Origin of the sequence: Hymenobacter sp. BRD67 (genome assembly GCF_013256425.1) — a bacterium.
Taxonomy (GTDB): domain Bacteria; phylum Bacteroidota; class Bacteroidia; order Cytophagales; family Hymenobacteraceae; genus Hymenobacter.
Genome location: NZ_CP053904.1, coordinates 4178145 through 4202069, shown reverse-complemented (window position 1 = coordinate 4202069; position 23925 = coordinate 4178145). Strand labels below are relative to the sequence as shown.

The 23925-nt window shown below is 62.2% G+C and carries 16 protein-coding genes and 3 pseudogenes; 16 read left to right on the top strand and 3 right to left on the bottom strand.

Annotated features, from left to right (window positions below; translation table 11 throughout):
- Nucleotides 1–141 precede the first annotated feature (141 nt).
- On the top strand, nt 142–1593 hold the full coding sequence (locus GKZ67_RS19680; RefSeq protein ID WP_254244953.1) for a S41 family peptidase: 1452 nt from the start codon (nt 142–144) through the stop codon (nt 1591–1593).
- A gap of 248 nt (nt 1594–1841) precedes the next feature.
- On the opposite strand, the gene GKZ67_RS19675 is transcribed toward GKZ67_RS19680, so the two are convergent.
- Complete coding sequence (locus tag GKZ67_RS19675) at nt 1842–2264, bottom strand: hypothetical protein (protein WP_173245902.1); 423 nt, start codon at nt 2262–2264, stop codon at nt 1842–1844.
- A gap of 288 nt (nt 2265–2552) precedes the next feature.
- Here GKZ67_RS19675 and GKZ67_RS19670 point away from each other — a divergent pair.
- The 6 genes and pseudogenes from GKZ67_RS19670 to GKZ67_RS19645 all read left to right on the top strand — a co-directional run bounded on the left by GKZ67_RS19670 (nt 2553) and on the right by GKZ67_RS19645 (nt 11275).
- Nucleotides 2553–4204 (top strand): annotated as a pseudogene (locus GKZ67_RS19670) (TldD/PmbA family protein).
- Between the two features lie 203 nt (nt 4205–4407).
- Nucleotides 4408–6060 carry a TldD/PmbA family protein gene (locus GKZ67_RS19665; protein WP_173245899.1) on the top strand — a complete coding sequence of 551 codons (1653 nt, stop codon included), beginning with the start codon at nt 4408–4410 and terminating at the stop codon, nt 6058–6060.
- A gap of 17 nt (nt 6061–6077) precedes the next feature.
- Nucleotides 6078–6530 (top strand): four helix bundle protein, encoded by a 453-nt coding sequence (locus GKZ67_RS19660; protein ID WP_254244952.1) that lies wholly within the window; start codon nt 6078–6080, stop codon nt 6528–6530.
- 48 nt (nt 6531–6578) lie between these two features.
- A pseudogene (locus tag GKZ67_RS19655) lies at nt 6579–7911 on the top strand (TldD/PmbA family protein).
- Between the two features lie 216 nt (nt 7912–8127).
- Nucleotides 8128–9777: a TldD/PmbA family protein gene (locus tag GKZ67_RS19650; protein WP_173245896.1), complete on the top strand. Its 1650-nt coding sequence runs from the start codon at nt 8128–8130 to the stop codon at nt 9775–9777.
- 176 nt (nt 9778–9953) lie between these two features.
- Nucleotides 9954–11275 (top strand): annotated as a pseudogene (locus GKZ67_RS19645) (TldD/PmbA family protein).
- Between the two features lie 165 nt (nt 11276–11440).
- Here the strand turns inward: GKZ67_RS19645 and GKZ67_RS19640 are convergent.
- Nucleotides 11441–12079, bottom strand: a complete 639-nt coding sequence (locus GKZ67_RS19640) for a porin family protein (RefSeq protein WP_173245893.1) — start codon at nt 12077–12079, stop codon at nt 11441–11443.
- 187 nt (nt 12080–12266) lie between these two features.
- On the opposite strand from GKZ67_RS19640, the gene GKZ67_RS19635 reads away from it, so the two are divergent.
- The 9 genes from GKZ67_RS19635 to GKZ67_RS19595 all read left to right on the top strand — a co-directional run bounded on the left by GKZ67_RS19635 (nt 12267) and on the right by GKZ67_RS19595 (nt 23334).
- Nucleotides 12267–12887 (top strand): DUF4159 domain-containing protein, encoded by a 621-nt coding sequence (locus GKZ67_RS19635; RefSeq protein ID WP_173245889.1) that lies wholly within the window; start codon nt 12267–12269, stop codon nt 12885–12887.
- A gap of 143 nt (nt 12888–13030) precedes the next feature.
- Nucleotides 13031–14008 carry an AAA family ATPase gene (locus GKZ67_RS19630; RefSeq protein WP_173245886.1) on the top strand — a complete coding sequence of 326 codons (978 nt, stop codon included), beginning with the start codon at nt 13031–13033 and terminating at the stop codon, nt 14006–14008.
- A 76-nt stretch (nt 14009–14084) separates the two neighbouring features.
- On the top strand, nt 14085–14960 hold the full coding sequence (locus GKZ67_RS19625; RefSeq protein WP_173245883.1) for a DUF58 domain-containing protein: 876 nt from the start codon (nt 14085–14087) through the stop codon (nt 14958–14960).
- A gap of 122 nt (nt 14961–15082) precedes the next feature.
- Nucleotides 15083–15781: a BatA domain-containing protein gene (locus GKZ67_RS19620; RefSeq protein WP_173245880.1), complete on the top strand. Its 699-nt coding sequence runs from the start codon at nt 15083–15085 to the stop codon at nt 15779–15781.
- 907 nt (nt 15782–16688) lie between these two features.
- Nucleotides 16689–18968, top strand: coding sequence for a hypothetical protein (locus GKZ67_RS19615; protein ID WP_173245877.1), 2280 nt, complete (start codon nt 16689–16691; stop codon nt 18966–18968).
- Between the two features lie 61 nt (nt 18969–19029).
- Complete coding sequence (locus GKZ67_RS19610) at nt 19030–20826, top strand: hypothetical protein (RefSeq protein WP_173245874.1); 1797 nt, start codon at nt 19030–19032, stop codon at nt 20824–20826.
- 140 nt (nt 20827–20966) lie between these two features.
- Entirely contained in the window at nt 20967–21545 is a 579-nt protein-coding gene (locus tag GKZ67_RS19605) for an RNA polymerase sigma factor (protein ID WP_173245872.1), read from the top strand.
- On the top strand, nt 21542–21718 hold the full coding sequence (locus GKZ67_RS19600; protein ID WP_173245869.1) for a hypothetical protein: 177 nt from the start codon (nt 21542–21544) through the stop codon (nt 21716–21718). Before GKZ67_RS19605 ends, GKZ67_RS19600 begins: the two co-directional genes overlap by 4 nt.
- A gap of 749 nt (nt 21719–22467) precedes the next feature.
- A complete protein-coding gene (locus GKZ67_RS19595) occupies nt 22468–23334 on the top strand; it encodes a hypothetical protein (protein ID WP_173245866.1) in 867 nt (288 codons plus the stop codon).
- Between the two features lie 99 nt (nt 23335–23433).
- Here the strand turns inward: GKZ67_RS19595 and tnpA are convergent, their stop codons facing one another.
- A complete protein-coding gene (gene tnpA, locus GKZ67_RS19590; protein ID WP_173241239.1) occupies nt 23434–23862 on the bottom strand; it encodes an IS200/IS605 family transposase in 429 nt (142 codons plus the stop codon).
- Nucleotides 23863–23925: the final 63 nt, after the last annotated feature.

Below are 23925 nucleotides of genomic sequence, written 5' to 3'. Positions count from 1 at the left end.
GCCGACTCTGCCAGGCCGAAAAGCCGCTCGGGCGCCAGGGCCGGCAAAGGCCGGAAAGGTGCGCTGGCTACCGCCAGCGCTACGCCGGCCAAGCCGCCCGTTACTATCAATTTCGACGATATTCGGCGCCGGCTGAGCCTCGTGCCGGTGGGGGTAGATGTGCGCTCGCAGCGCATCAGTCCCGACGGCAAGTGGCTGCTGCTCACGGCCACGGTTTCGAACCAGACCAATCTTTACGTTTACCCGCTCGATGAGCTGAGCAAGGAGCCCGCCACGGCCCGCCAGATTACCTCCACGGCCGGACCCAAGCGCGAGGCCCAGTTTTCGCCCGACAGCAAGGAGGTGTATTACCTCGACCAGGGCCGCATCCAGGTGGTGCCGGTGGAGGCTGGTAAGGGTACGCCCCGCGCCGTGGCCGTGGCGGCCGAGCTGGACGTGGACTTTGAGCAGGAGAAAAACGTGGTATTTGACGAAGCCTGGACGTACCTGCGCGACTTCTTCAACGATGCCACTTTCAACGGGGCCGACTGGCCGGCCCAGCACGCAAAATTTGCGCCCTACATCGCCGGGGCCCGCACCCCCGATGAGGTGCGCCGCCTGGTAAACCTGATGATTGGCGAGCTCAATGCCTCACACTCGGGCATGGGTCCGGCCGCGCCGCCCACCGGCACCGTAGCCCCGGCCACGGGCCGCCTGGGGGTGCGCTTCGATGCCACCGAATACGAGCAAAACGGCCGCCTGCGCCTCACTACCGTGCTGCCGCTGGGCGCGGCGGCGCTGGCTGGCCTCAAGCCCGGCGACGTGCTGCTGGCGGTGGATGGCCACCCCCTTACGGGTACTACCAACCTCGACGAGCTGCTGCAATACAAGGTGGGCCGCCGCACCACGCTGCGCGTTTCGGCGGCTGATGGCAAGGAGCGGGAGGTAGTAGTACGCCCACTCAGCCGCGAGACGGAGAAGGCGCTCGATTACCGGCAGTGGGTGGAGGAGCGCCGCGCCTACGTGGCCCAGGCCAGCGGCGGCCGGCTCGGCTACGTGCACATGTTCGATATGTCGGCGGCCTCGCTCTCGCAGCTCTACCTCGACCTTGATGCAGAAAACATGACCCGCGACGGCGTAGTGGTAGACGTGCGCAACAATAACGGCGGCTTCGTGAACGTGTACGCCATTGATGTGCTGGCCCGGCGCAGCTACCTCAGCATGGCCAACCGCGACATGGCCGCACCCGTGCCCGCCCGCAGCGCCCTTGGCCAGCGAAGCTTGGAGCTGCCTACGGTGCTCGTCACCAACCAGCACTCCCTGTCGGATGCCGAGGATTTCAGCGAAGGCTACCGGGCGTCGAAGCTGGGCAAAATCGTGGGCGAGCCCACCGGCGGCTGGATTATTTTCACCTCCGGCACCACCCTGCTCGATGGCTCCTCGCTGCGCCTGCCCACCAGCACCGTGCGCTCGACCCGCGACGGCAAAGTGATGGAAATGAACCCCCGCCCCGTCGACGTGCCCGTAACCCGTCCCATCGGCGAAAGCTACACCAGCCACGACTCCCAGCTCGATACGGCCGTGAAAGAGCTGCTGAGCCAGCTTGGCAAGTAGATTACATAGTTAATTTTTAATATTAATTAGATTAACAAGAGCGTTCTGCTGAGCTTGTCGAAGCATCTTTACGGCATCGTTAGATGAAGCGGTAGAGATGCTTCGACAAGCTCAGCAGGACGCTCTTTTTTAATCTATTAGTCCTAAACAGCTTCTATTAACTAAAAATCACTTCACAACATCAACCGCCGACGCCCCACTGCTGGCCGCTACCGGCGGCAGCTGCACATCGAACGCCACCTTTGCCGCTAGCGGCAGCTTGGGCAGCAGCACGTAATACACAACATTGGTAGCGGTGCTGCCCCGTCGGAGGCCAGCTTGACGGTGTAGACGTAGCCGGTACAGGTCTGGGTTACCTGCTGCGCCAGCAGGTGGCAGCCGGCGGGCGTCCGGGTTTTGCCGGCCAGCAGGGTATGGGTCGTAAAATCTATCGCGGGCAGCTTTTTGCAGGCAAAAAGCGCCTGATATTCAGCTTTGGAGTTAATAATGTACTCGTTGGTTTGCCCCACGTTGGGTACGGGCTCGATAATGTTGAGTTGGAGGCCCGCCACCTGGGCAGTCGTCACATCGGCCGAGGCATTGCAAGGCACCACATCGTCCTCTTTTTTGCAGCTGTTGCTCATCGTCAGCAGGCTAAGGCTGGTGAGCGCAAGGAGTTGACGTACTTTCATAAACGGGCAACCTCGGGTGGAAAAGGGAGAGCGGCCAAGAAATATAGCAGCCCGCGTGCGAAAGTCAATGGCAGGCAGAGCAACCCTTGGGACAGAAACACCGCACCGCCATTGCGCGGCAGGCTTTTGCAAGAGTGACCGGCCGCCGGCCGCGAAGAATTTTTAAGCCAATCGGCAGCAGGAGCGGGCCGGGGCTGCAACGTGCCAGCAGGCAGCCTGTCTTTTTCGTGAAAAAAATGCCATCTTGCCGGCCGGTTTTTGCCCGCTGCCTTTAATTTATTTTCCGCTTTGAAACGACGCGATTTTGTGGGCCTTACCGGCCTCGCCACCAGCGCCCTCCTACTGCCCAACTTTCCCGGCTTTGGCGGCACGCTGGTTGACCCCGCCCGCCTGCTGGAGCCCGGCCTCGACGTGGCCCAGAAAAAGCGCTTGGCCGACGCGGCCCTGAACGCCGCCAAGAGCGCCGGGGCCAGCTACGCCGACGTGCGCATCGGCCGCTACCTCAACCAGAGCATCTTTACCCGCGAGAAGCAGGTGCAGAATATTGCCAGTGGCGAGAGCTTCGGGGCCGGTGTGCGCGTAATTGCCAGCGGCAGCTGGGGCTTCGCCGCTACCAACAACGTGAGCGACGCTGGCCTGGCTCAGGCCGCCCGGCTGGCCGTAGCCATGGCCAAAGCCAACGCCAAAACCCAGAAAGAGCCGGTAAACCTGGCTCCGCAAAAGGGGTACGGGGAGGTAAGCTGGAAAACGCCCATCAAGCAGAATGCCTTTGAGGTGCCGGTAGCCCAGAAGGCCGACCTGCTGCTGGCCGCCAACGCGGCTGCCCTCACCAACGGCGCCAACTTCGTCAATTCCAGCCTGTTTCAGATAAACGAGCAAAAGTATTTTGCCAGTACCGACGGCTCATACATCGACCAGGACGTGCACCGCATCTGGCCCACGTTCTCGGTCACGGCCATCGACCGGGCCAGCGGCAAGTTCAAGACCCGCGACGCGCTGAGCTCGCCGATGGGCCTGGGCTACGAGTACCTCGCGCCCCAGGCCGCCGACAAGGTGGCCGGCCCCGCTGGCACCGGGCTGGTGGGCTACCGCAACAGCTACGATATCCTGGAAGATGCCGCCCTGGCCGCCCGCCAGGCCAAGGCCAAGCTTACGGCCACCTCGGTGCTGGCCGGCAAGTACGACCTCGTACTAGACCCCAACCACCTGGGCCTTACTATTCACGAGAGCATCGGCCACCCGCTGGAGCTCGACCGCGTGCTGGGCTACGAGGCCAACTACGCGGGCACCAGCTTCGCTACGCTCGACTGGAAAAAGAAGAATATCCCTACGGCTCCAAAAACGTGACCATCGTGGCCGACAAGCTGCAAGCCGGCTCGCTGGGTGCGGTAGGCTACGACGACGAGGGCGTAAAAACCAAGGAGTGGACGCTCATCGACCAGGGCAAGCTGGTGGATTATGAGAAAATCCGCGACCAGGCCCATATCGTGGGCCAAACCGCCTCCGACGGCTGCTGCTACGCCGACTCGTGGGGCACGGTGCAGTTCCAGCGCATGCCCAACGTGAGCCTGCGCCCCGGCGCGGCCAAGCTGAGCGTGGATGAGTTAATCAGCAAAGTAGATAAGGGCATCTATATTGCCGGTCGCGGTTCTTATTCCATTGACCAGCAGCGCTATAACTTTCAGTTTGGCGGCCAGGTGTTCTACGCCATTGAGAAAGGCAAGATTGCCGGCATGCTCGACGACGTGGCCTACCAGGCCAACACCCAGGAGTTCTGGAACTCGTGCGCCGCCGTGTGCGACCAGAGCGACTACCGCCTGTTCGGCTCTTTCTTCGACGGCAAGGGCCAGCCTTCGCAGGTGTCAGCCGTGAGCCACGGCTCGGCCTCGTCGCGGTTTAATGCGGTCAATGTTATCAATACGGGGCGCAAGATTGGCTAGGCTCTAAACGGCACTAATGAGGCGCCTCACCCCTAGCCCCTCTCCGAAAAGGAGAGGGGACTAGTTTCTAATTCTAGCTAGTGCTAAAAGCTAATGCTAGTTTCCCCTCTCCTTTTCGGAGAGGGGGCTAGGGGGTGAGGCGACCACCAGCACGACTCATCTTCAACACTTTCTATTTCTCAAACCTTTACCAGCCTTCTCCCTTGAACAGACGCGACTTTACCGCCCTCACCGGCCTCGCCGCCGGAGCCCTGTGGCTCCCCGGTTTTCCGAGCCTGGCCGGCAACCACGTAGACCCGGCGCAGCTGCTGGAGCCGGGCCTCGATGTGGCCGCCAAAAAGCGAATGGCCGATGTAGCCCTGAACGCCGCCAGGGCGGCCGGCGCTACCTACGCCGACATCCGCATTCAGCGCACGCTCAACCAGAGCATTTTCACCCGCGAAAAGCAGGTGCAGAATATCGCCAATATAGAGAGCCTGGGAGTGGGCATCCGGGTGATTGCAAACGGCACCTGGGGCTTTGCCTCGACCAATAACATGACCGACGCGGGCATCGCCAAAACGGCCCAGCAGGCCGTGGCCATCGCCAAGGCCAACTCGAAGGTGCAGAAGGAGCCGGTGAAGCTGGCTCCCCAAAAGGGCTACGGCGACGTGGCCTGGAAAACGCCGATTGAGAAAAACGCCTTCGAGGTACCCATCAAGGAAAAGGCCGATTTGCTGCTGGCCGCCAACGCGGCCGCTACCGACAACGGCGCCTCATTTGTAAACTCGGCCTTGTTTCAGGTAAATGAGCAGAAGTACTTTGCCAGCACCGACGGCTCGTACATCGACCAGGATATTCACCGCATCTGGCCCACGTTTGGGGTGACGGTGGTAGACCGAGCCAGCGGCAAGTTTCGCTCGCGCCAGAGCCTGAGCGTGCCGATGGGCATGGGCTACGAGTACCTCACGCCCAAAGCGGCCGACAAGATTGCCGGTCCCGCCGGCTCGGACGTAATCGGCTACAAAAACAGCTACGATATCCTGGAAGACGCCACCCGCGCCGCCAAGCAAACTAAGCAGAAGCTGACCTGCAAGAGCGTGGTGCCGGGCAAGTACGACCTCATTCTGGACCCGCACCACCTGGGCCTGACCATCCACGAATCGGTGGGCCACCCCACCGAACTCGACCGCGTGCTGGGCTACGAGGCCAACTTTGCGGGCACCTCGTTTGCCACCCTGGAGTGGCGCAAGAAAGGAATTCCCTACGGCTCGAAAAACGTGACCATCGTGGCCGATAAGCTTCAGCACAACTCGCTGGGCGCGGTGGGCTACGACGACGAGGGCGTGAAAACCAAGGAGTGGACGCTCATCGACCAGGGCAAGCTCATCGACTACCAGAAAATCCGCGACCAGGCGGCTATCGTGGGCCAGAACGCCTCGGATGGCTGCTGCTACTCGCAGTCGTGGCGCGATGTGCAGTTTCAGCGCATGGCCAACGTGAGCCTGCGCCCCAGCGCTACCAAGCGCAGCGTGGACGAGCTGGTGAGCAGCGTCGACAAGGGCATCTACATTGCCGGCAACGGCTCGTTCAGCATCGACCAGCAGCGCTACAATTCGCAGTTTGGCGGCCAGGTATTCTACGCCATCGAGAAAGGTAAAATCACCGAAATGCTCGAAGACGTGGCTTACCAGACCAACACGCTTGAATTCTGGGGCGCCTGCGCCGGCTCGTGCGACCAGAGCGACTACCGCTTCGCGGGCTTTTTCAACGACGGCAAGGGCCAGCCCTCGCAAAGCTCAGCCGTGAGCCACGGCTCGGCCACCTCGCGCTTTAATGGCGTGAACGTGATTAATACGGCGCGCAAAATCGGCTAAATTTTAAATGTAAAAATGTGGAAGATGTGAAAAATGTGGGTGTTGACTCAGCTATGCTGGAAGGCGAATGGCTAGCGGCCGAAACGAACCTGCCCGTTTATGGCAGCGACAACGCGGTAGTCCGTCTTTCTTTTCAGCTGGCGCTAACGGTACTGGCTTATGTAAGCGAACTGGAAGGCGCTCGCCACTACGTGGTAGCCCGACAATTAGTACGCTGTGGCACCTCGGTAGGCGCTAACGTGCGCGAAGCGCAGCACGCGGAGAGCCGAGCAGATTTTATCCATAAGTGTAAAATCGCCGCTAAGGAAGCCGAGGAAACGGACTATTGGCTGCAGCTCTGTACCCACGCGCCCAACTACCCCACGCCGCCCGTCTCACTCACCGATACTCTGCTGAGTGTGCGCCGCCTGCTAGCGCGTATCATCATTTCCAGCAAGGCGAAGGCCAGCAATGCCACCGCAGGCAGCTGACCAGAAGCATTTTCACATCTGCACATTTTCAAATCCCCATTAAATAGTATGGCAATCCTCTCCCAAACCGAAGCCCAGGACATTCTCAAGAAGGTCATCGGCTTCAGCACCGCTGATGAGTGCGACGCGACGCTCAACGGCAGCCTCGAAGGCAACGTGCGCTCGGCGCGCAACTCCATCAGCACGGCCGGCGCCGTCGATAACGTGTCGCTGGCCGTAACCTCGTACTTCGGCAAGCGCTCGGGCACCGCTACTTGCAACCAGTTTGACGAGGCTACCCTGCGCCGCTGCGTGCAGCGCGCCGAAGAAATAGCCCGCCTCGCGCCCGAAAGCCCCGAATACATGCCGCTGCTGGGGCCGCAGACGTATCTGTCGTCGCCGCTGTCGTTTGCGGCCAGCACGGCGGGCATTACCCCCGACTACCGCGCCAGCCAGATGGCGGCCAGCATGCAGTACTGCGACAGCAAAAAGCTGTCGTCGGCCGGCTTTTTGAACGACCAGGCCGGCTTCGTAGCCAAGCGCAACTCCAAGGGCCTCGAAGCCTACCAGCGCACCACCAACCTCGATTTCAGCATCACCGTGCGCACGCTTGACGGCATGGGCTCGGGCTACGCGGCTACCGACTTCACGGATATCAAGAATTTCGATGCGGCGCGCCTCACGGCGGTGGCGGCCAGCAAAGCTTCATCGTCGGTGGGCGCCAAGGCGATTGAACCGGGCAAGTACACCGTCATTCTGGAGCCCAACGCGCTGGTATCGGGCTCCGATGCCTCGCTGCTGGCCGCGCTCATGCGCTCGTTCGACGCCCGCGCCGCCGACGAAGGCCGCAGCTTCCTGAGCAAGAAGGGCGGCGGCAATCGCAAGGGCGAAAAGCTGTTTGATGAGCGCGTTACGATTTATTCGGACCCCACCAACGCCGAGGTGCCTGACCTGACTTTTTCGGGCGATGGCCGCCCGCAGCAGCGCACCACCTGGATTGAGAAGGGCGTCGTAAAAAACCTGTACAGCTCGCGCTACTGGGCGCAGAAATCGGGCATTCCGGACCTGCCCAGCCCGGCGGCTTCATCATGGAAGGCGGCACGCAAAGCACCGCCGACCTCATCAAGAGCACGGCCAAGGGCATTCTGGTTACGCGCCTGTGGTATATCCGCCCGTCGACCCGCAAACGCTCCTGTTTACGGGCCTGACGCGCGACGGTACGTTCTACATCGAGAACGGCGCTATCAAGTTTCCGGTCAAGAACTTCCGCTTCAACGAGAGCCCGATTATCATGCTCAACAACCTAGAGGCCATCGGCCGCCCGGTGCGGCTGGCCGGCAACCTGGTGCCGCCGCTCAAGATTCGCGACTTCACGTTTACCAGCTTGTCGGACGCGGTGTAGAAAATTTAAATAATATCATATTTTATATATTTAAAAACCTCTTCACCTCCCCGGTGCGGAGGTTTTTGCTTTCTGAGCGCACTAATTGAGCAACGCTTTGTGCCCGACTTCTATCTGTCAGCAGCGGTACCCGGCTTTTGAAGGCTTAACTCTGCCAAGTTTTGCCTAACTAGCAGTGGATTCCACTGCTTCTTTCATTTTCTCCTTTTCTCTGCCATGAACCGACGTGACTTTGTGGGCCTTACCGGCCTGGGCGCCACGGCCCTGCTGCTGCCCGGCCTGCCCGGCTTCGGCGCCCAGCGCGTAGACCCCAGCCGCCTGCTGGAGCCCGGCGCCGATACCATCCTGAAAAAGCGCCTGGCCGACGCCGCCCTGAACGCTGCCAAAAGCGCCGGCGCCAGCTACGCCGACGTGCGCATCGGCCGCTCGCTCAACCAGTACGTATTTGCCCGCGAAAAGCAGATTCAGAACATCGTGAGCACCGAGAGCTACGGCGTGGGCATTCGGGTGCTGGTGAACGGCTGCTGGGGCTTCGCCTCCACGAGTGTGGTAACCGAGGCCAGCCTGGCCGCCACTGCCCGCCTGGCCGCCGATATTGCCAAAGCTGACCGCCTCGTGATGAAGGAGCCCGTGCAGCTGGCCCCGCAGCAGGGCTACGGCGAGGTAAGCTGGAAAACGCCCATCCAGCAGAGCGCCTTCGAAGTGCCGGTGAAGCAGAAGGCCGACCTGCTGCTGGCCGCCAACGCGGCGGCGCTCGACGCGGGCGCCAACTACATCAACTCGGCGCTTTTTCAGGTGAATGAGCAGAAGTACTTTGCCAGCACCGATGGCTCTTACATCGACCAGGATGTGCACCGCCTCTGGCCCACCTTCAGCGCCACGGCGGTCGACACCAAAACGGGCAAGTTTCGCTCTCGCGAGGCCCTGAGTGCGCCCGTCGGGCTGGGCTACGAATACCTCACGCCCAGCGCCAGCGAGCAGGTACGCGGCCCACAGGGCACCGATACTGTCGGCTACAAGCTGCGCTACGACATCCTGGCCGATGCGGCGCTGGCCGGCAAGCAGGCCAAGGCCAAGCTGGGCATGAAGTCGGTGACGCCCGGCAAGTACGACCTTGTGCTCGACCCCGGCCACCTGGGCCTCACCATTCACGAATCGGTGGGCCACCCCACCGAGCTCGACCGTGTGCTGGGCTACGAGGCCAACTACGCCGGCACCAGCTTCGCCACCCTGGAGTGGAAAGCCAAAAACCTGCCCTACGGCTCCAAGGAAGTCAATATCGTAGCCGATAAAACCCAGCCCGGCTCGGTCGGCAATGTGGGCTACGACGATGAGGGCGTGAAAACCAAGCAGTGGGACATCATCAAGGCCGGCAAGCTGGTAGACTACCAGAAAATCCGCGACCAGGCGCACATTGTGGGTCAAAAGTCGTCGGATGGCTGCTGTTACGCGCAATCATGGCAGGATGTGCAGTTTCAGCGCATGGCCAATATCAGCCTCAAGCCCGGCACCGCCAAAATGAGCCCCGACGAACTGGTAAGCAAAGTAGATAAAGGCATCTACATCGCCGGCGCTGGCTCCTTCAGCATTGACCAGCAGCGATTTAACTTCCAGTTTGGCGGGCAGCTGTTCTTTGCCATCGAGAAAGGCAAAATTACGGAGCCGCTCGAAGACGTGGCCTATCAAGCGAACACCCAGGAGTTTTGGGGCGCCTGCGCCGGCTCGTGCGACCAAAGCGACTACCGCCTCTTTGGCACCTTCTTCGACGGCAAAGGCCAGCCGGCGCAGGTATCGTCGGTGAGCCACGGCTCGGCCACTACGCGCTTCAACGGCGTGAATGTGATTAACACGGCCCGCAAAGTGTAGGAAATGTGTGCAATATGATTGCTGTACTGGCTGTGAGAATGATTTGTTGAAGACGAAGGAAGGCGGCTGTCAGCGCGCCAGCTACGCCACTTTCACATCTTCTGCATTTCCCACGGCCGGCTTATGCTTTCAACACACATTCTCTCATGCTACACATTTCCACATTATAAAAATCAATGGCCATTCTCTCCAAAGACGAAGCCCAGGCTTTACTGCAGAAAGTTCTCACGTACAGCACCGCCGATGAATGCGCGGTATCGCTCAACGGGCGCACCACCGGCAATATCCGCTACGCCCGCAACAGTGTGAGCACGGCCGGCGCCCAGGACACTATTTCGCTGGCCGTGGAGTCGCGGTTTGGCAAGCGCGCGGGCATTGCCACGTGCAACGAGTTTGACGAGGCCACGCTGCGCCGCTGCGTGCAGCGCGCCGAAGAAATAGCGCGCCTCGCCCCGAAAGTCCGGAATACGTGCCGCTGCTCGGCCCCAAACGTATTTGAGCCCGCCTTCGGCCGCCACTACCTTGCTCACGCCCGCCACCCGCGCCCAGGCCGCGGCCGACAGCATGACGCTGTGCGCGGCCAAAAATCTGGCGTCGGCCGGCTTTCTGGATGGTGGGGTGCAGTTTAAGGCGCTGCGCAATTCGAAAGGGCTGGAGGCGTATCAGCAATCGACCAATACCGACTTTTCGGTGACGGTGCGCACGGCCGACGGCCGCGGCTCGGGCTATGCCATTGCCGACGTAACCGACCCGGCAAAGCTGAATACCAAGGCTTTGACGCAGCGCGCCGCCGATAAAGCTATCGGCTCGGTGAATGCCAAAGCTATTGAGCCCGGTAAGTACACGGTGATACTGGAGCCGGCTGCTCTTATGGCCGGCGACGACCTTTCACTGCTGGGCGGCCTGCTCAGCGGCCTCGACGCCCGCTCGGCCGACGAGGGCCGCAGCTTTATGACCAAAAAGGGCGGAGGCAACCGCAAGGGCGAAAAGCTGTTTGACGAGCGCGTAAACATCTACTCCGACCCGCTCAATGCCGAGGTTCCCGGCAATGCCTTCGACGACGAGGGCCTGCCCACGCAGCGCATGAGCTGGGTGGAGAAAGGTATAGTAAAAAACCTATATTATTCGCGCTTCTGGGCCGAGAAGAACAAGGTGGCCCCACGGCCTACCCCAGCGGCTTCGTGATGAGCGGCGGCACCCAAAGCACCGCCGAGCTTATCAAGAGTACGGCCAAGGGCATTCTGGTAACGCGCCTGTGGTACATCCGCGAGGTTGACCCCCAAACGCTGCTCTACACGGGCCTCACGCGCGACGGCACGTTCTACATCGAGAACGGCGCCATCAAGTTTCCCATTAAAAACATGCGCTTTAACGAGAGCCCGATTATCATGCTCAACAACGTGGAAGCCATCGGTCGCCCCGTGCGCCTGGCCGGCTGCCTGGTGCCGCCCTGAAAATCCGGGACTTCACCTTTACCAGCCTTTCCGACGCTATTTAGCGTTTAGCTGAAAAATACGTTCTTGCTAAAAAGGCCGCCATGCTGAGCATGACGGCCTTTTTAGTTTTTCGGATAGTTTCTTAGCAGGCGCTAAAAATCGGTTGTCAGTGCTCTACTGTGCTCGCAACGACAACCGATTTAGGTGTAAGCCCTTAAACGGCTGCTTTACAGCTTAATCTTAGGCAGTTGGAAAGCGGCGTAGAGCTGAAACACTTGGTTTTGCTGGCGCAAATCGGTTACACCCTGCAAAAACTGGATATTGTTGATATCGTTGAGGCCAGCTACGAAGCGCACGCCTACCCGTGCCGAAGGCGCGAGTTTGAGGCCAACTCCGGCACAAAGCGAATAGTCGTAGGGCTTGTAGTTGTCGGTCGATTTCTGGTTTACTTCGCCAAACAGTACGGTGCCGCTCGAGCTGCGCGTTTGCACGCGGCCATTTTCGTTGGCATATATTAACCGGCCAAATTGTGGGCCAACCTCTACGAACACTGGCCCGAAGGTCGCCTTAATCAAAATGGGTACGGTGATGTATTGAAGCTGGGTGGTGTAGTCCGTATTTGTCGCGGCCGACGTGCCCTTCATCGCTGCGCCTTGCATGGAGTACAGCACCTCGGGCTGTATCGAAATTGGCCCGAATATTTTGTATTCATAAAAAACGCCCGCGTGAAAATAAGTTTTGTACGAAGCGTTTTCCCCGGCGCGACCGGTGAGGACAGATTCATTAACGCCCGCTTTTACGCCAAATTGGGCATGGGCCTGTGAGGCCAGCAGCAGTAGCATAACCGCCAGTGCAAAATTTTTCATGGTAACTGATAGTGAGTAAATTAACGTAAGGAACTGCTGCCCAATCGGCCGGTAGCGAGTACCCCACGCCTGGTAAGGTGCTTTTAGGGGGGCAAAGGTTGCAGCCGCAAGGTCGCCACAGCCCGGTGAAAGCGCTGTGAACCGTTTGGGTGCAACCTTGCGACTTCGTTTGCCGCCTTTTTTGCCTATGCCTGCCCCGTTTACGTTTGTGCGCCTCAGCTACCACTCCGGCGACTGGGATGCCGTGGATGAGCGCATGCCCGCCAACCTGCTGCACTCGCTGGTGCAATACACCACGGTGCCGGTCGAACCCAAGGAAAAAGTGGTGGCCCTCGATAGCCCCGACTTGTTCAACTACCCGTTCTGCTACCTTTCGGGCCATCGGCTGGTGCAGTTTTCGGCCCAGGAGAAAAAGAACTTCACGCAGTACGTGCGCAACGGCGGCTTCGTGTTTGTCGACGACTGCAACCACGACATCGACGGGCTGTTTGCGCGCTCGTTTGAGGAGCAGATGCGGGTGTGCTTCGGCACCAACGCGCTGCAGAAAATTCCGAAGACCCACCCTATCTACAACCAGTTCTTTGCCTTTAAAGACGGCCCGCCCAATACCGGCTTCGAGCTCAATGGCTGGGGCGACGACCTGGTGCACGACTACCTCAAGGCCGTGGAGATTAAGGGCCGCATCGGCGTGCTGTATTCGAATAAAGACTACGGCTGCGAGTGGGACTACGACTTTCGCAACAAGCGCTTTCTGGCCGAAGACAACACCAAGTTTGGCGTTAATATCCTGCTGTATGCGCTGAGCTAGCCATTGCCTAAGCCCTAAAAAGCGCCCGTCATGCTGAGCTTACCGAAGCATCTTGTGGGCACCGGGCACCACTACCCTAATCGTTCAACGATGCGAGCAAGATGCTTCGGCAAGCTCAGCATGACTGCCTTTTTTATTTCCTAATGACTGAACAAGACGTTAAAACCCTCCTCGCCAAGCTGCCGGCCCTGAAGGCAGAAATCGGCAAGGTCATCGTGGGCCAGTCGGCCGTGCTCGACGAGGTGCTGGTGGCGCTGCTGGCCGGTGGCCACGCCCTGCTCGAAGGCGTGCCGGGCCTGGCCAAAACCCTGCTGGTGCGCACGCTGGCCCAGGCCACCGATTTGCCCTTTCGCCGCATCCAGTTTACGCCCGACCTCATGCCGACCGACATCCTTGGCACCGAGGTGCTGGAGGAAGACCACGGCACCGGCCACCGCTCGTTTAAGTTCAACCCCGGCCCCATTTTCGCCAGCCTGGTTTTGGCCGATGAGATAAACCGTACGCCGCCCAAAACCCAGGCCGCCCTGCTAGAAGCCATGCAGGAAGGCCACGTAACCTACGCCGGCCAGGAACACGTGCTGCCTAAGCCATTTTTTCTGTTGGCCACCCAGAATCCGATTGAGCAGAGCGGCACCTACCCGCTGCCTGAGGCCCAGCTCGACCGCTTTTTGCTGTACGTGCGCATCGGCTACCCCACCGAGCAGGAGGAGATGGCCGTGCTCAGCGGCACCACCGGCACGGCGCGCGCCGAGGTGCAGTCTATAGTAGGCGGCGACGATATTCGCCAGCTTCAGCAGCTAGTGCGCCAGGTGAGCCTCAGCCCCGAGCTGCTGAGCTTCGTCAACCGGCTGGTGCGCGCCACGCGGCCGGCCACCTCGGAGGTTAAATTCATTAAAGACTACGGCCGCTGGGGCGCGGGCCCACGCGCCGGCCAGGCCTTGATTCTGTGCGCCAAGGCGCGGGCGCTGCTGCAAGGCCGCTTCGCCGCTACGCTCGATGATATCAAGGCGCTGGCGCCGCCGGTACTGCGCCACCGTGTGCTGCTGAATTTCAATGCCGAAGCCGAAAACCTGACGCCCGATGATGCAGTGCGCGAGCTGCTGAAGGCCGTGGCGGTGTAGCGCGGACTTTCAGTCCGCGAGTATGTAATCTACTTGTAAACTATTGACCTCGCGGACTGAAAGTCCGCGCTACTGTATGCTAAGCCCCGAACTCCTTTACGCCCTGCGCAACCTGCCGCTGGCGGCCCGCCAGGCGGCCGAGGGCTTCCTGGCGGGCGCGCACGCCAGCCGGCGCCACGGCGCGGGCATGGAGTTCAGTCAGTACCGGCCTTATCAGCCCGGCGACGACCTGCGTCGCCTCGACTGGCGCCTGGCCGCCCGCTCGGACAGGTACTACCTGCGCGAGTCGGAAGTCGATACCAGCCTGACGGTGAGCCTTGTATTGGATGCCAGCGCCAGCATGAACCACCGCGACGACAACGGCCTCACCAAGCTCGACTACGCTCGGCTGCTGCTGGCGGCACTGGCTTACCTGGCTCAAAAGCAGGGTGATGCCGTAGGCCTTACCATTCTGGGGCCGGGCGGCTTGCAGCACTTTCCGGCCCGCGCCGACACGGGCCAGCTGCCGCGCCTCTACCATGCCCTGGAGCAGGCCCAGGCCACCGGCACTTTTCCGGATACGGCCACGCTGGCTCCGCTTACGGCCCGGCGCCAGCGCGCGCTTACGGTGTGCGTGAGCGACTTATACGAAGCTGATGGCGAAATAAACCGCCTGCTGGCCCGCCTGCGGGCCGTGAGCGGCGACGTGCTCCTGCTGCACCTGGTGGCCGGCAACGAGCTGAATTTTAGCTACAAAGGCTCCATTACCTTTCGCGACCTCGAAACCGGCCAGACCATCCAGCTCAATGCCGACGAGCAGCGCCCCGCCTACCAGCAGCAGCAGCGGCAGTGGCTGCGCGACACCGCGCAGCAAGCCCGGCAGCAGGGCCTCGACTACCATCAGCTCAGCACGGCCGAGCCGCTGGACGCAGCGCTACGCGAGTTTTTGAAACGCCGGCAACTGATGAGTTAATCTTCTTAAAAATTGTTGTCAGTGCCTGCTGCGCGACTTGTTCGGGCATCATTCTGGTGCGGTTGCCGCGCGACGCTCCTCAATAGTAAACGTAAATTTCTGTAGTTAAACACACTACCTGTTTGCTCACCCTCACCACTCCTTCTGCGCTACTAGCCTTGCTTGGCCTCCTCGTGCCGCTGGCCATCCATCTCTGGAACCGCCGGCCGGGCCGCGAGGTGGCGGTGGGCAGCCTGCGCTGGCTGGCCGCCGGTGCCAACCGCCGCCTGCGCAACCTGCGCCTGGAGCAGGTGTGGCTGCTGCTGCTGCGCGCCGCCCTGCTGGCCGGGCTGGCCCTGGCCCTGGCGGGCCCCAGGTGGCGGCAGGCGCAGCCACCCGGCCGCGGCCAGGTGCTGGTGAGCCCCGAGCTAGCGGGCCGGGGCACCCTGGCTGCGGTGCGCCCCACTATCGACTCGCTGCGGCGGCGCGGCTATACGCTGCGCTGGCTGGCCGCCGGGCTACCCGCCATCACGGCCGCCGAGTGGCGGGCCGACTCGCTGGGGCAAGGCAAACGGGCTGATTTTGAATATTCAATAAATACTATGTATTGGATGCGCTTGCGCCAGGCAGCAGACGCATTTCCAGGACAGCCGCTTTATGCCCTCACGCCCACAGCGCTGCGAGGCTTTGGGGCCCGCACCCGGCCTTGCCCGCTACCCTTAGCTGGCAAACTATCCCGACCCGGCCGGCAACTACCTGGCTGCAAGCCGCGGCGGCCACCGCCGATAGCCTGCGCCTGCTGCTGGGCCACAGCGCCGAAACCCAAACGACATTCTGGGTAGTGCGCGTAGCGCGGCCCCAGCCGGGTGCTTTACTGACGGTGACGGGCTTGCCGGCCCTGCGCTACGAGGTGAGAGGGAGCCACGGCTTACTGCGCCCGCAGCCCAGTGCCCCCGATTCGAGCCGCCAGCCGGCCGTGCCGGTGCGTACCGGCCCAGTGCGGGCCTGGCTGTACACTACGGCCGGCTACAGCGAAGAAGCCCGCTATCTGCGGGCGGCTCTGCGGGCCGGCTCGGTGGGCCTGCCGGCCCCGCTCGCCCTCACAGTCAGCCCCAGCTTACCAGATACCGCCCAGGCGCCCGACTGGCTTTTCTGGCTGAGCGATAGCCAGGTGCCGACGGCCTGGCGCCGCCAGGTGCCGCGGGGCCTACAGCTGTGGCAGGAAGCAGCAGGCCCAGGCACGGCAGATTCGGCCACGCTGGCTACCACCGAACCTGGTGCCTCCATTCGCCTTGTGCGCCGCGGCCGGCAGCCGTTGGCCGCCCACAGCCTGAGCCGCTGGGCCGATGGCCAGGGCCGGGCCGTGCTGGCGGCCAGCCCCCAGGGGCAAGGCTGTTTTTACCAGCTAGCTACCCGGCTCGGTCCCGGTTGGAGTACCTTATCGGAAAGCCCGGCACTGCCGGCGCTCCTGCTGGATGTGCTGGCAGCCGGGCCGCTGCTGGGCGTCGATTCGGCGCTCACGGCCCACGACCAGCGTCGGCTCGACCCGGCTCAGCTGCCCGCCCGCCCGGCCCGGCTGGCCACGGGCACCGCGCAGCCAGTAGCTGCTTATCGCTTCACCGACCTTCGCCCCTGGCTTATTGGAGTAGTAATTCTGCTTTTTGGCTTGGAGCGCTGGCTAGCGCAGCGGCGGCCTAACGCTACTTTACCAGCCTAAGCCTTGCACCCAGCCCCGAAACCCCACGATTTATGACCCAGGTAGCTTTTCGCGCAGCAACGGACTTGTGGTCCGCCCGGCAACAGCTGCGGGCGGCGGGGCGCAGCTACCTGAGGCGGCGGCTGACCACCGTAGTAGTGCCAGCTATGCTGGGCTTGCTGCTGCTAGGTCTGCTGGCTATCCGTTGGCCTGCCGAGCGCCCGGCGCTGCTAGCTGGCATGGGAATGCTGCTGGCCATAGCTGCCTGGCAGCTATGGCAGCGGCGGTGGGCCGGGCTGGCCGACGTAGCCCGGCAGCTCGACCGGCTTTTTCCGGAGCTGGAAGATAGTAGCGGCTTATTACTACAAGAGCCTGAGCAGCTGCCTTTTCTGGGACAGCTGCAGCAACAGCGCATAAGTCAGCGCCTCGCCGGGCTGGCAGCCCCGCCAAGCCGGCTGCTACCAGTTTCCTTTAAAAACAGCTTAGTCGTCAGCGGCCTGCTAGCTATTGGCTGCGCCCTGGCTTGGTGGCTGCCCACGCCGCGGGCCAGCGCACTGGCTCCGGCAGCCGTAGCCATGCATTTTTCTTCCGATGGAACCGGGCCCCTGCCGGCCGCCGCGCCGCGCATCACGAAGGTCGACCTACTGGTGACGCCGCCGGCCTACACGCGGCTCGCGGCTTTTGTGCCCGCTGCCGCCACTTTCCAATGCCCGCAGGGGTCACAGGTGCGCTGGCAGGTGCGCGTTAGTCGCACCACGGGGGCCGCGCCGGTACTTGAAATCGGTGGTCAAAAATTACCCTTAACGCCGACAAAGGGGGTAAATAAGCAGTTTGAGCTGGTGCAGACAATTGCCGTTTCCACGCTCTACCGCCTGCGCTACGCCGGGCAAACCTCCGACGACTACGCCCTTGATGTGCGGCCCGACCAGGCACCCATCGTTCGCATTCAAACCCCTAAGCCTTATACGCTTATTGCCGCAGTGGGCACCCGGCCCGAGGTAGCTGTTAAGGCCAGTCTGCACGACGACTATGGCCTGACCCACGCCGAGCTGGTCATCACCGTGGCGCAGGGCCAGGGCGAGGCGGTGAAGTTTCACGAAGTGCGCCGCGACCTCAGCACCGGGCTGGGCGGGCAGCCGGCCGAAGCCACGGTAACCAGCCAGCTGAATTTGCCCAAGCTGGGCCTGACTTACGGCGACGAGCTGTATTTCTACGTGCAGGCCCGCGACAACAACGGCCACGCGGCCCGCTCCGACGCTTTTTTGGTGCAGTGGCAGGACACGGCCGCCGCCAGCAGCGCCCTCGATATGGGCATGGGGGTGAATACCGCGCCGGCTTACTTTCGCAGTGAGCGCCAGATAATTATCGACACCGAAAAGCTATTGGCCGAGAAGAGCAAGCTCACGGCCGCCGAGTTTAGCAATCGGGCCAATGCCCTGGGCTTCGACCAGCAGGCGCTACGCCTGCGCTACGGTAAGTTTTTGGGTGAGGAAGCCGAGAAAGGCCTGGGCGTGACCGCCGGGCCGCCCACCGCCGACGAGCCCGCTTCGCCCACCGCCGACGCGCCGACGGCCGACCCCAAACCAGCTGCGCCTACCGCCGAGGCCGACGACCACGACCACCACCCGGAGGCGCCCACTGGCCGCAATGCCTCGCCCACCGCCGCCACCGATGCGCTGATGGACCCCTACATGCACAAGCACGACGACGCCGAAACCGCCGACTTCCTGGAGCCCGCCGTGAAGGCCAAGCTGCACGCCGTGCTCGACGAGATGTGGGCCGCCGAGCTACGCCTGCGCACCGGCCAGCCCGCCGCCGCCCGGCCCTACGAGTACCGCGCCCTGCGCCTGCTCAAGCAGGTACAGCAGCAAACCCGCGCCTACGTGAAAAAGGCCGGCTTCACACCCCCGCCCCTGCCCGAATCCTCGCTGCGCCTCACCGGCGAGCTGAAGGGCGCCGCCGCCCCGCGCCTGCAAGCTACAGTGCCCGCCCCGGCCACGCAGCCCACCGTGCGCGCTGCGCTGCGTTGGCTGGCCCTTGCCCAAAGCCGGCCCACGCACCCGGCTCGCCCCGCCGATGCGACCCCGTTGGAGCAGGCCGGCACGGCACTGGCCCAGGCTGCTTTGCAAAAACCCGGCTTGTATCTGCCAGCCCTGCGCGGCCTGCGCCAGCTTGCGGCCGATGCGCGGGCCAGCCGCATTCCCTGCGTTTCCTGCCTGGCATTGGCCCAGCGTGCCCTCACCGACCTGCTGCCGGCACCTGTACCCACAGCTGCCCCCGCCACTACCCCCGACCGACTAAGCCAGCGCTACTTCCGGGAGCTAGGTCAGTAATTAAAAATTATCTACTTATTTGTAAATACAATCTTTTAGCGCATCACCTGGCTTATCCACCGTGTTACCTGCTTCCTACTCACTGCTTATCGCGCTGGCCTGCGGGCTGCTAGCGCTGGGGCTGGCCTGGGCTGCCTGGCATCGCTCCGACCGCCGTCGGCTGGCGGGGCGGCTGGCCGCCAGCCTGGCGGCCCCGTTGGCCTTTTGGCTGATGGCCTACCCGCCGCTGCGCGCCGTACCCGCCGCCAGGGCCGAGGCCATTGTGCTTACCTCTGGCTACCAGCCTGATACCTTAAAACAGCTGCTGCGACGCCTGGGAGCCGGCACGGCAGTTTGGACCTACGGCACCAAGCCGGTGGCTCACTCCAAAGCGCTGGGCAGTCTGCTTACACTCGCTGAGCAGCAGCCCGCCCTGCACCGGCTGCATTTGCTAGGCGAAGGCCTACCGGCAGCCGAGCTTCCCCTGCTGGGCCGGCTACCCGTAGTGTACTACGCGGGGCCGGCCTTCGAGGGTTTTCGGGCAGCTGCCTGGAGCCGGCAGCTTAGCCTGGGCCAGTATGTGGAGGCCGAGGGCAGCGTAGCCGCCACCCAGGCCGGGCCGGCCTGGGTGAGTCTCTGGGCCGAAGGCGCGGGACGCGACTCCGTACGGCTGCCAGCTGGCGCGGGCAGCTTTCACCTCCGCTACCAACCCAAAACAGCCGGACTGGCGCGCTACGAGCTACGATTGCGCCGCAGCGGTCACCTGCAGGCCAGCGAGCCGCTGCCCCTGGAAATAGGCACTACGCCGCTTCCGCCCGTGCTGCTGCTGGCGGCCGTGCCGGGCTTCGAGTTTAAGTTTCTGAAAAATACCCTTGCGGCCGCTGGGCGGGCCGTGGCCCTGCGTACCACCGTTAGCCGGGGGCTGGTGCAAACCGAGGTTCTCAACCAGGCCGCTCAGTCGCTCGACCATCTTACGCCTGCCCTACTTAGCCGCTACGCCGTGGTAGTAGCCGACGCCGCCCCCCTGGCAACGCTCCCTGGTGCCGAAAGCCAGGCCCTGCACGGCGCCATCCGGGAAGGCAGGCTGGGCCTGGTGGTGCTGGCCGATGCTGCGCCCCTGCCAGCAGCTATGCCCGCCCGCGCCGACTTCGTAGTGCAGCCGCTACCCGTAGCCGGGGCTACTTCGCAGCTTCTTAGCTGGCCCGATTCCCCAACCCCGGTACGGGCCATGCAGCCGGCCCAGCTGCGGGCCGGCGCCGCCCGCCCGCTGGTGCTGGCGCACGGCTCGGCACCAGTGGTAGCTGCCCGGCGCTTCGGGCTGGGTGCAGTAGTGGTATCGGTAGTACCCGAAACTTTTCACTGGGCTTTGCAGGGGCAGCAGGCGGCGTATGACTCGTTCTGGAGCCAGCTGCTTACATCCGCCACTCCGCCACCAGCCCCGGCTGCCAGCTGGCAGGTGCTCGACCAGTGGCCCCGGCCGGACCAACCGCTTACCCTACGACTGGCGGGTACGCGGCCGGCTACGTTACCGACCGTGCAGCCACTGGCCGGCGCAGTCCCGGCCGTACAGCTGGCCCTGGTTCAGGATACCCGCTTGCCCGAATGGAGCACCGCCCAATACTGGCCGGGCACGTCTGGTTGGCACCAGGTGCAAGGGCCCCGTGGCACCACGCACAGCTTTTACGTGTACGACCCGGCCGCCTGGCGCGGCCCCGAGCTAACCGCCCGGCAGCAGGCGCTGGCTGCCCGCACTACGCAATTGGGCTTGCCGCAGGTAGCCTCCACGGTTACCACGGTGCGGCAGCCGTGGCCGGCAGGTTGGTTTTTCGGGCTTTTCCTGCTGGCCGCGGGCTTTTTATGGCTGGAGGAGAAATTATAAATTTTTAGCTGATAAGTTATTTTTATATCGACGACTTAAAATAAGCCATCTTTTTTACGCGCCACGCAACCGCTGTAGCTCGCCACCGGTCATGCCCTAAACGCTGCCACTATAGGGTCAGCCGTCGATTAGTATTGGGTATGGCTGCTGCTACTGCTGTTATTTCTGAAGCCTTGCTGGTGGCGTGCCGCCGGGGCGATGAAGCGGCCCAGCTGCGGCTCTACAACCAGCTGGCCTATGGGCTGATGGGCGTATGCCTGCGCTACTGCCCCAATCGGGCAGAGGCAGAGGATGCCCTGCAAAATACATTTGTCAAACTCTTTACCCGGCTCGACCAATACCGGGGAGAAGGACCTTTTGAAGCTTGGGCGCGACGTATTGCCGTGCACACTTCTCTGCACGCCATGGAGCAGCATCGCCTGCGCCACCCGGCCAGCCCCAGCGCCGCCGACCTAGAGGAGCATGCTGCTGCCTTACCCAGCCCCGACCCTTCGGCTCTTGACCAGCTAGCTGCTGCCGACTTGCTCCAGCACTTGGCCTCCCTCCCTCCCGGCTACCGAGCCGTGCTCAATCTCTATGCCATTGAAGGTTACTCTCACGCCGAAATAGCGCAGCTACTAGGCATAGCGGAAGGCACGAGCAAGTCGCAGCTGGCCCGCTCCCGCCAGCTACTGGCGCAACGCCTGCACCTGGCCAAACCTAAGCTCTGTCAATCATGAAGGATACGCCTACTCCACCTCCCGACGAGGCTAACGACCCGTTACTAATTGCGCTGCGGCAGCGCCTGGAGGCCTACGGCGCCCCCCACCACCTGGTGCGTGGGCAAGCATCCGGCAGCGTCTGCCGGGGAGGCCCTGGTGGCGCCGGCCGAGTCACCTGCTACCACTACTAGCGCTGCTGGGCATTGTGCTGACGGGCACCTTATACAGCACTTGGCGTGCAGCATCTAAACTCCACCCACACGCTGTTTCAGCAATCGGCCCGGCGGTTTCGCTCCCCAGCCCGGCAACTATGACCGGCGAGGCAACGGTGCGCCCTGACCGTCCGGCGCTGCCTCTTATGGGGACTATAAGCGCAGCCAATCGGCTGGCCCAGCCAGTTGATGTAAGTTCTCAGGTACTTGGGACACCTCATTCGTCCCAAATTTTAGTTCACTCAGGCGGCCCTGCCATCTTCAATCATCCAGCAGCCCTCACTGCTACCGACCAAGTAGGAAAACAGGTGGCCGCCCTTGTAGCCGCATCTAGGCACCGCCCTCCGCCCCGCTCAGACTTCGCAACGGCTGCCCAACATACTGCCCTAAAAGGCCGGGAGCCGAGCAGGCTTACCCAACAACAGTCGCTTAGACGAAAAAAGATACACCAGGTAGCGCTGGTTACCGGCGTGAACCGGCAGCCTACGGCGCGGGGTGCCGGTGCGCTGACCGCCGACGACTTAGCCCGGCAAGGTGGGGCTCTATCGCTATCCCCTTCTCAGCCGCAACGCCAAAACAGACGGGCAACTACCAACCTAGCGCGAGCCCGACCAACTCCCAGGAAACTGCTGAAACCCGCCTTATTAATTGCTGATAACGAGCATTCTGCATCAGCAAAATATATTGCCAGCCGCTCCCGTTCGCACGGCCCGGCAACATCGACTACTGTGCATCGGCGCAGCGGCTTTTCGGAGTCTCAGGGCCAAGACCAGATAGCTGGCCAGCATCCCGTTGCTTACTCCAACCAGATAAAACCGGTAGCTGCCCCGCGCAGTGAGAGCATAGCCACGCTAAATGCGCGGGCCACGCTTATCACTTTAACGGCGCTGGCACCCCTACCCACCGCGCCGACTGCCCGGCCCGATTCAACACCGGCGCTGTACCCGCTGGCCCGGCGCTGGGCGCTCCTGGCCTTGGCGGGGCCCACGCTCAGCTACCGCACCATCGGCCCGGCCCCACACCCTACCACAGGCTATCCCGATTTTGCGCATTTGGAGCGACCCTCCGTGGGCTTGGGAGCCCAAGTGCAGGTACGACGCGTATTATCAGGCCGCTGGGCACTGGCTGTGGGCATGGGCTATCACGAATACGCCACTCACCTGGCCCTGCAGCAAGGCGACTCGGTGGGTGCCACTCACCTTAGTCTACGCGATACCTACCGCCTGCTGACATTGCCCGTGCAGCTGAGCTATGCGCTGGGTGCGCCGCGTGGCCGCCTAGCCAAGGCCCTACTCTTCGGGGCCGAAGTAGGCTGGTACCGCGGGGGCCGCAGCACCGAGGGTAGCAGCTGCGGCTGCCAGCAGCAGACCTATTCTGCTACCGATAGCCTCTATGCAGCTTACAGCCTGGCCTTGAGCCTGGGATTGGACTTGCGCTACCGCATCGGCGGCCGGGCTTCGCGCTGGCAGTGGGTGGTGCAGCCCACCGGGCGCTACATCCTTACGCCCTTTGTAAAGCCCAATTCGTCGGGATTTTCTCAACGACAGCCTTTCAGCCTAGGTATTCTGACAGGCCTTTCCTGGGATATCCGCTAAGACTAAACGACTATGGACTGTAAGTCCATAGGTTTGGTTTGCGAATGAAATTCGCTGGTTTCGGCTAAAGCCGACTGAAAGCCCCCCACTACAAGTGGGCTATTCCAGAATAAAATTCTCGTCCCCATTGGGCTGGTCTTTGTGATGGTTCAAGTACGCTTCCAATAGCTCGTCCGTGATGTTCCCCACGCTCCAGGCACCATAGCCAATGCCCCAGAAATGACCGCCCCAGTACCGGCGCTTCAACTCGGGAAACTCTTGCAGCAACAACTTAGCACTGCGCCCTTTCAGCCGGCGCATCAACTCGCTCAGCGCTAGCGAAGGCGGATACGAGACATGCAAATGAATATGGTCCTTGCTTACTACCCCTTTCAAAATGCGTACATCCAACGCATTACACGTTTGACGCAACAGGTCTCGGCAGCGCAGTTGTACATCACCCGTCAGCACCTGATAGCGGTATTTGGTGCTCCACACCAGATGCACTTCCAGCTTGTGAACCGAATGGCTGCCTGTTCGCTGCTTCATCTTACAAAGCTACCAAGCGCCTAGAAGTGAGTAGCAACTAAAGTCTTGCCCTAAAGGGCATAG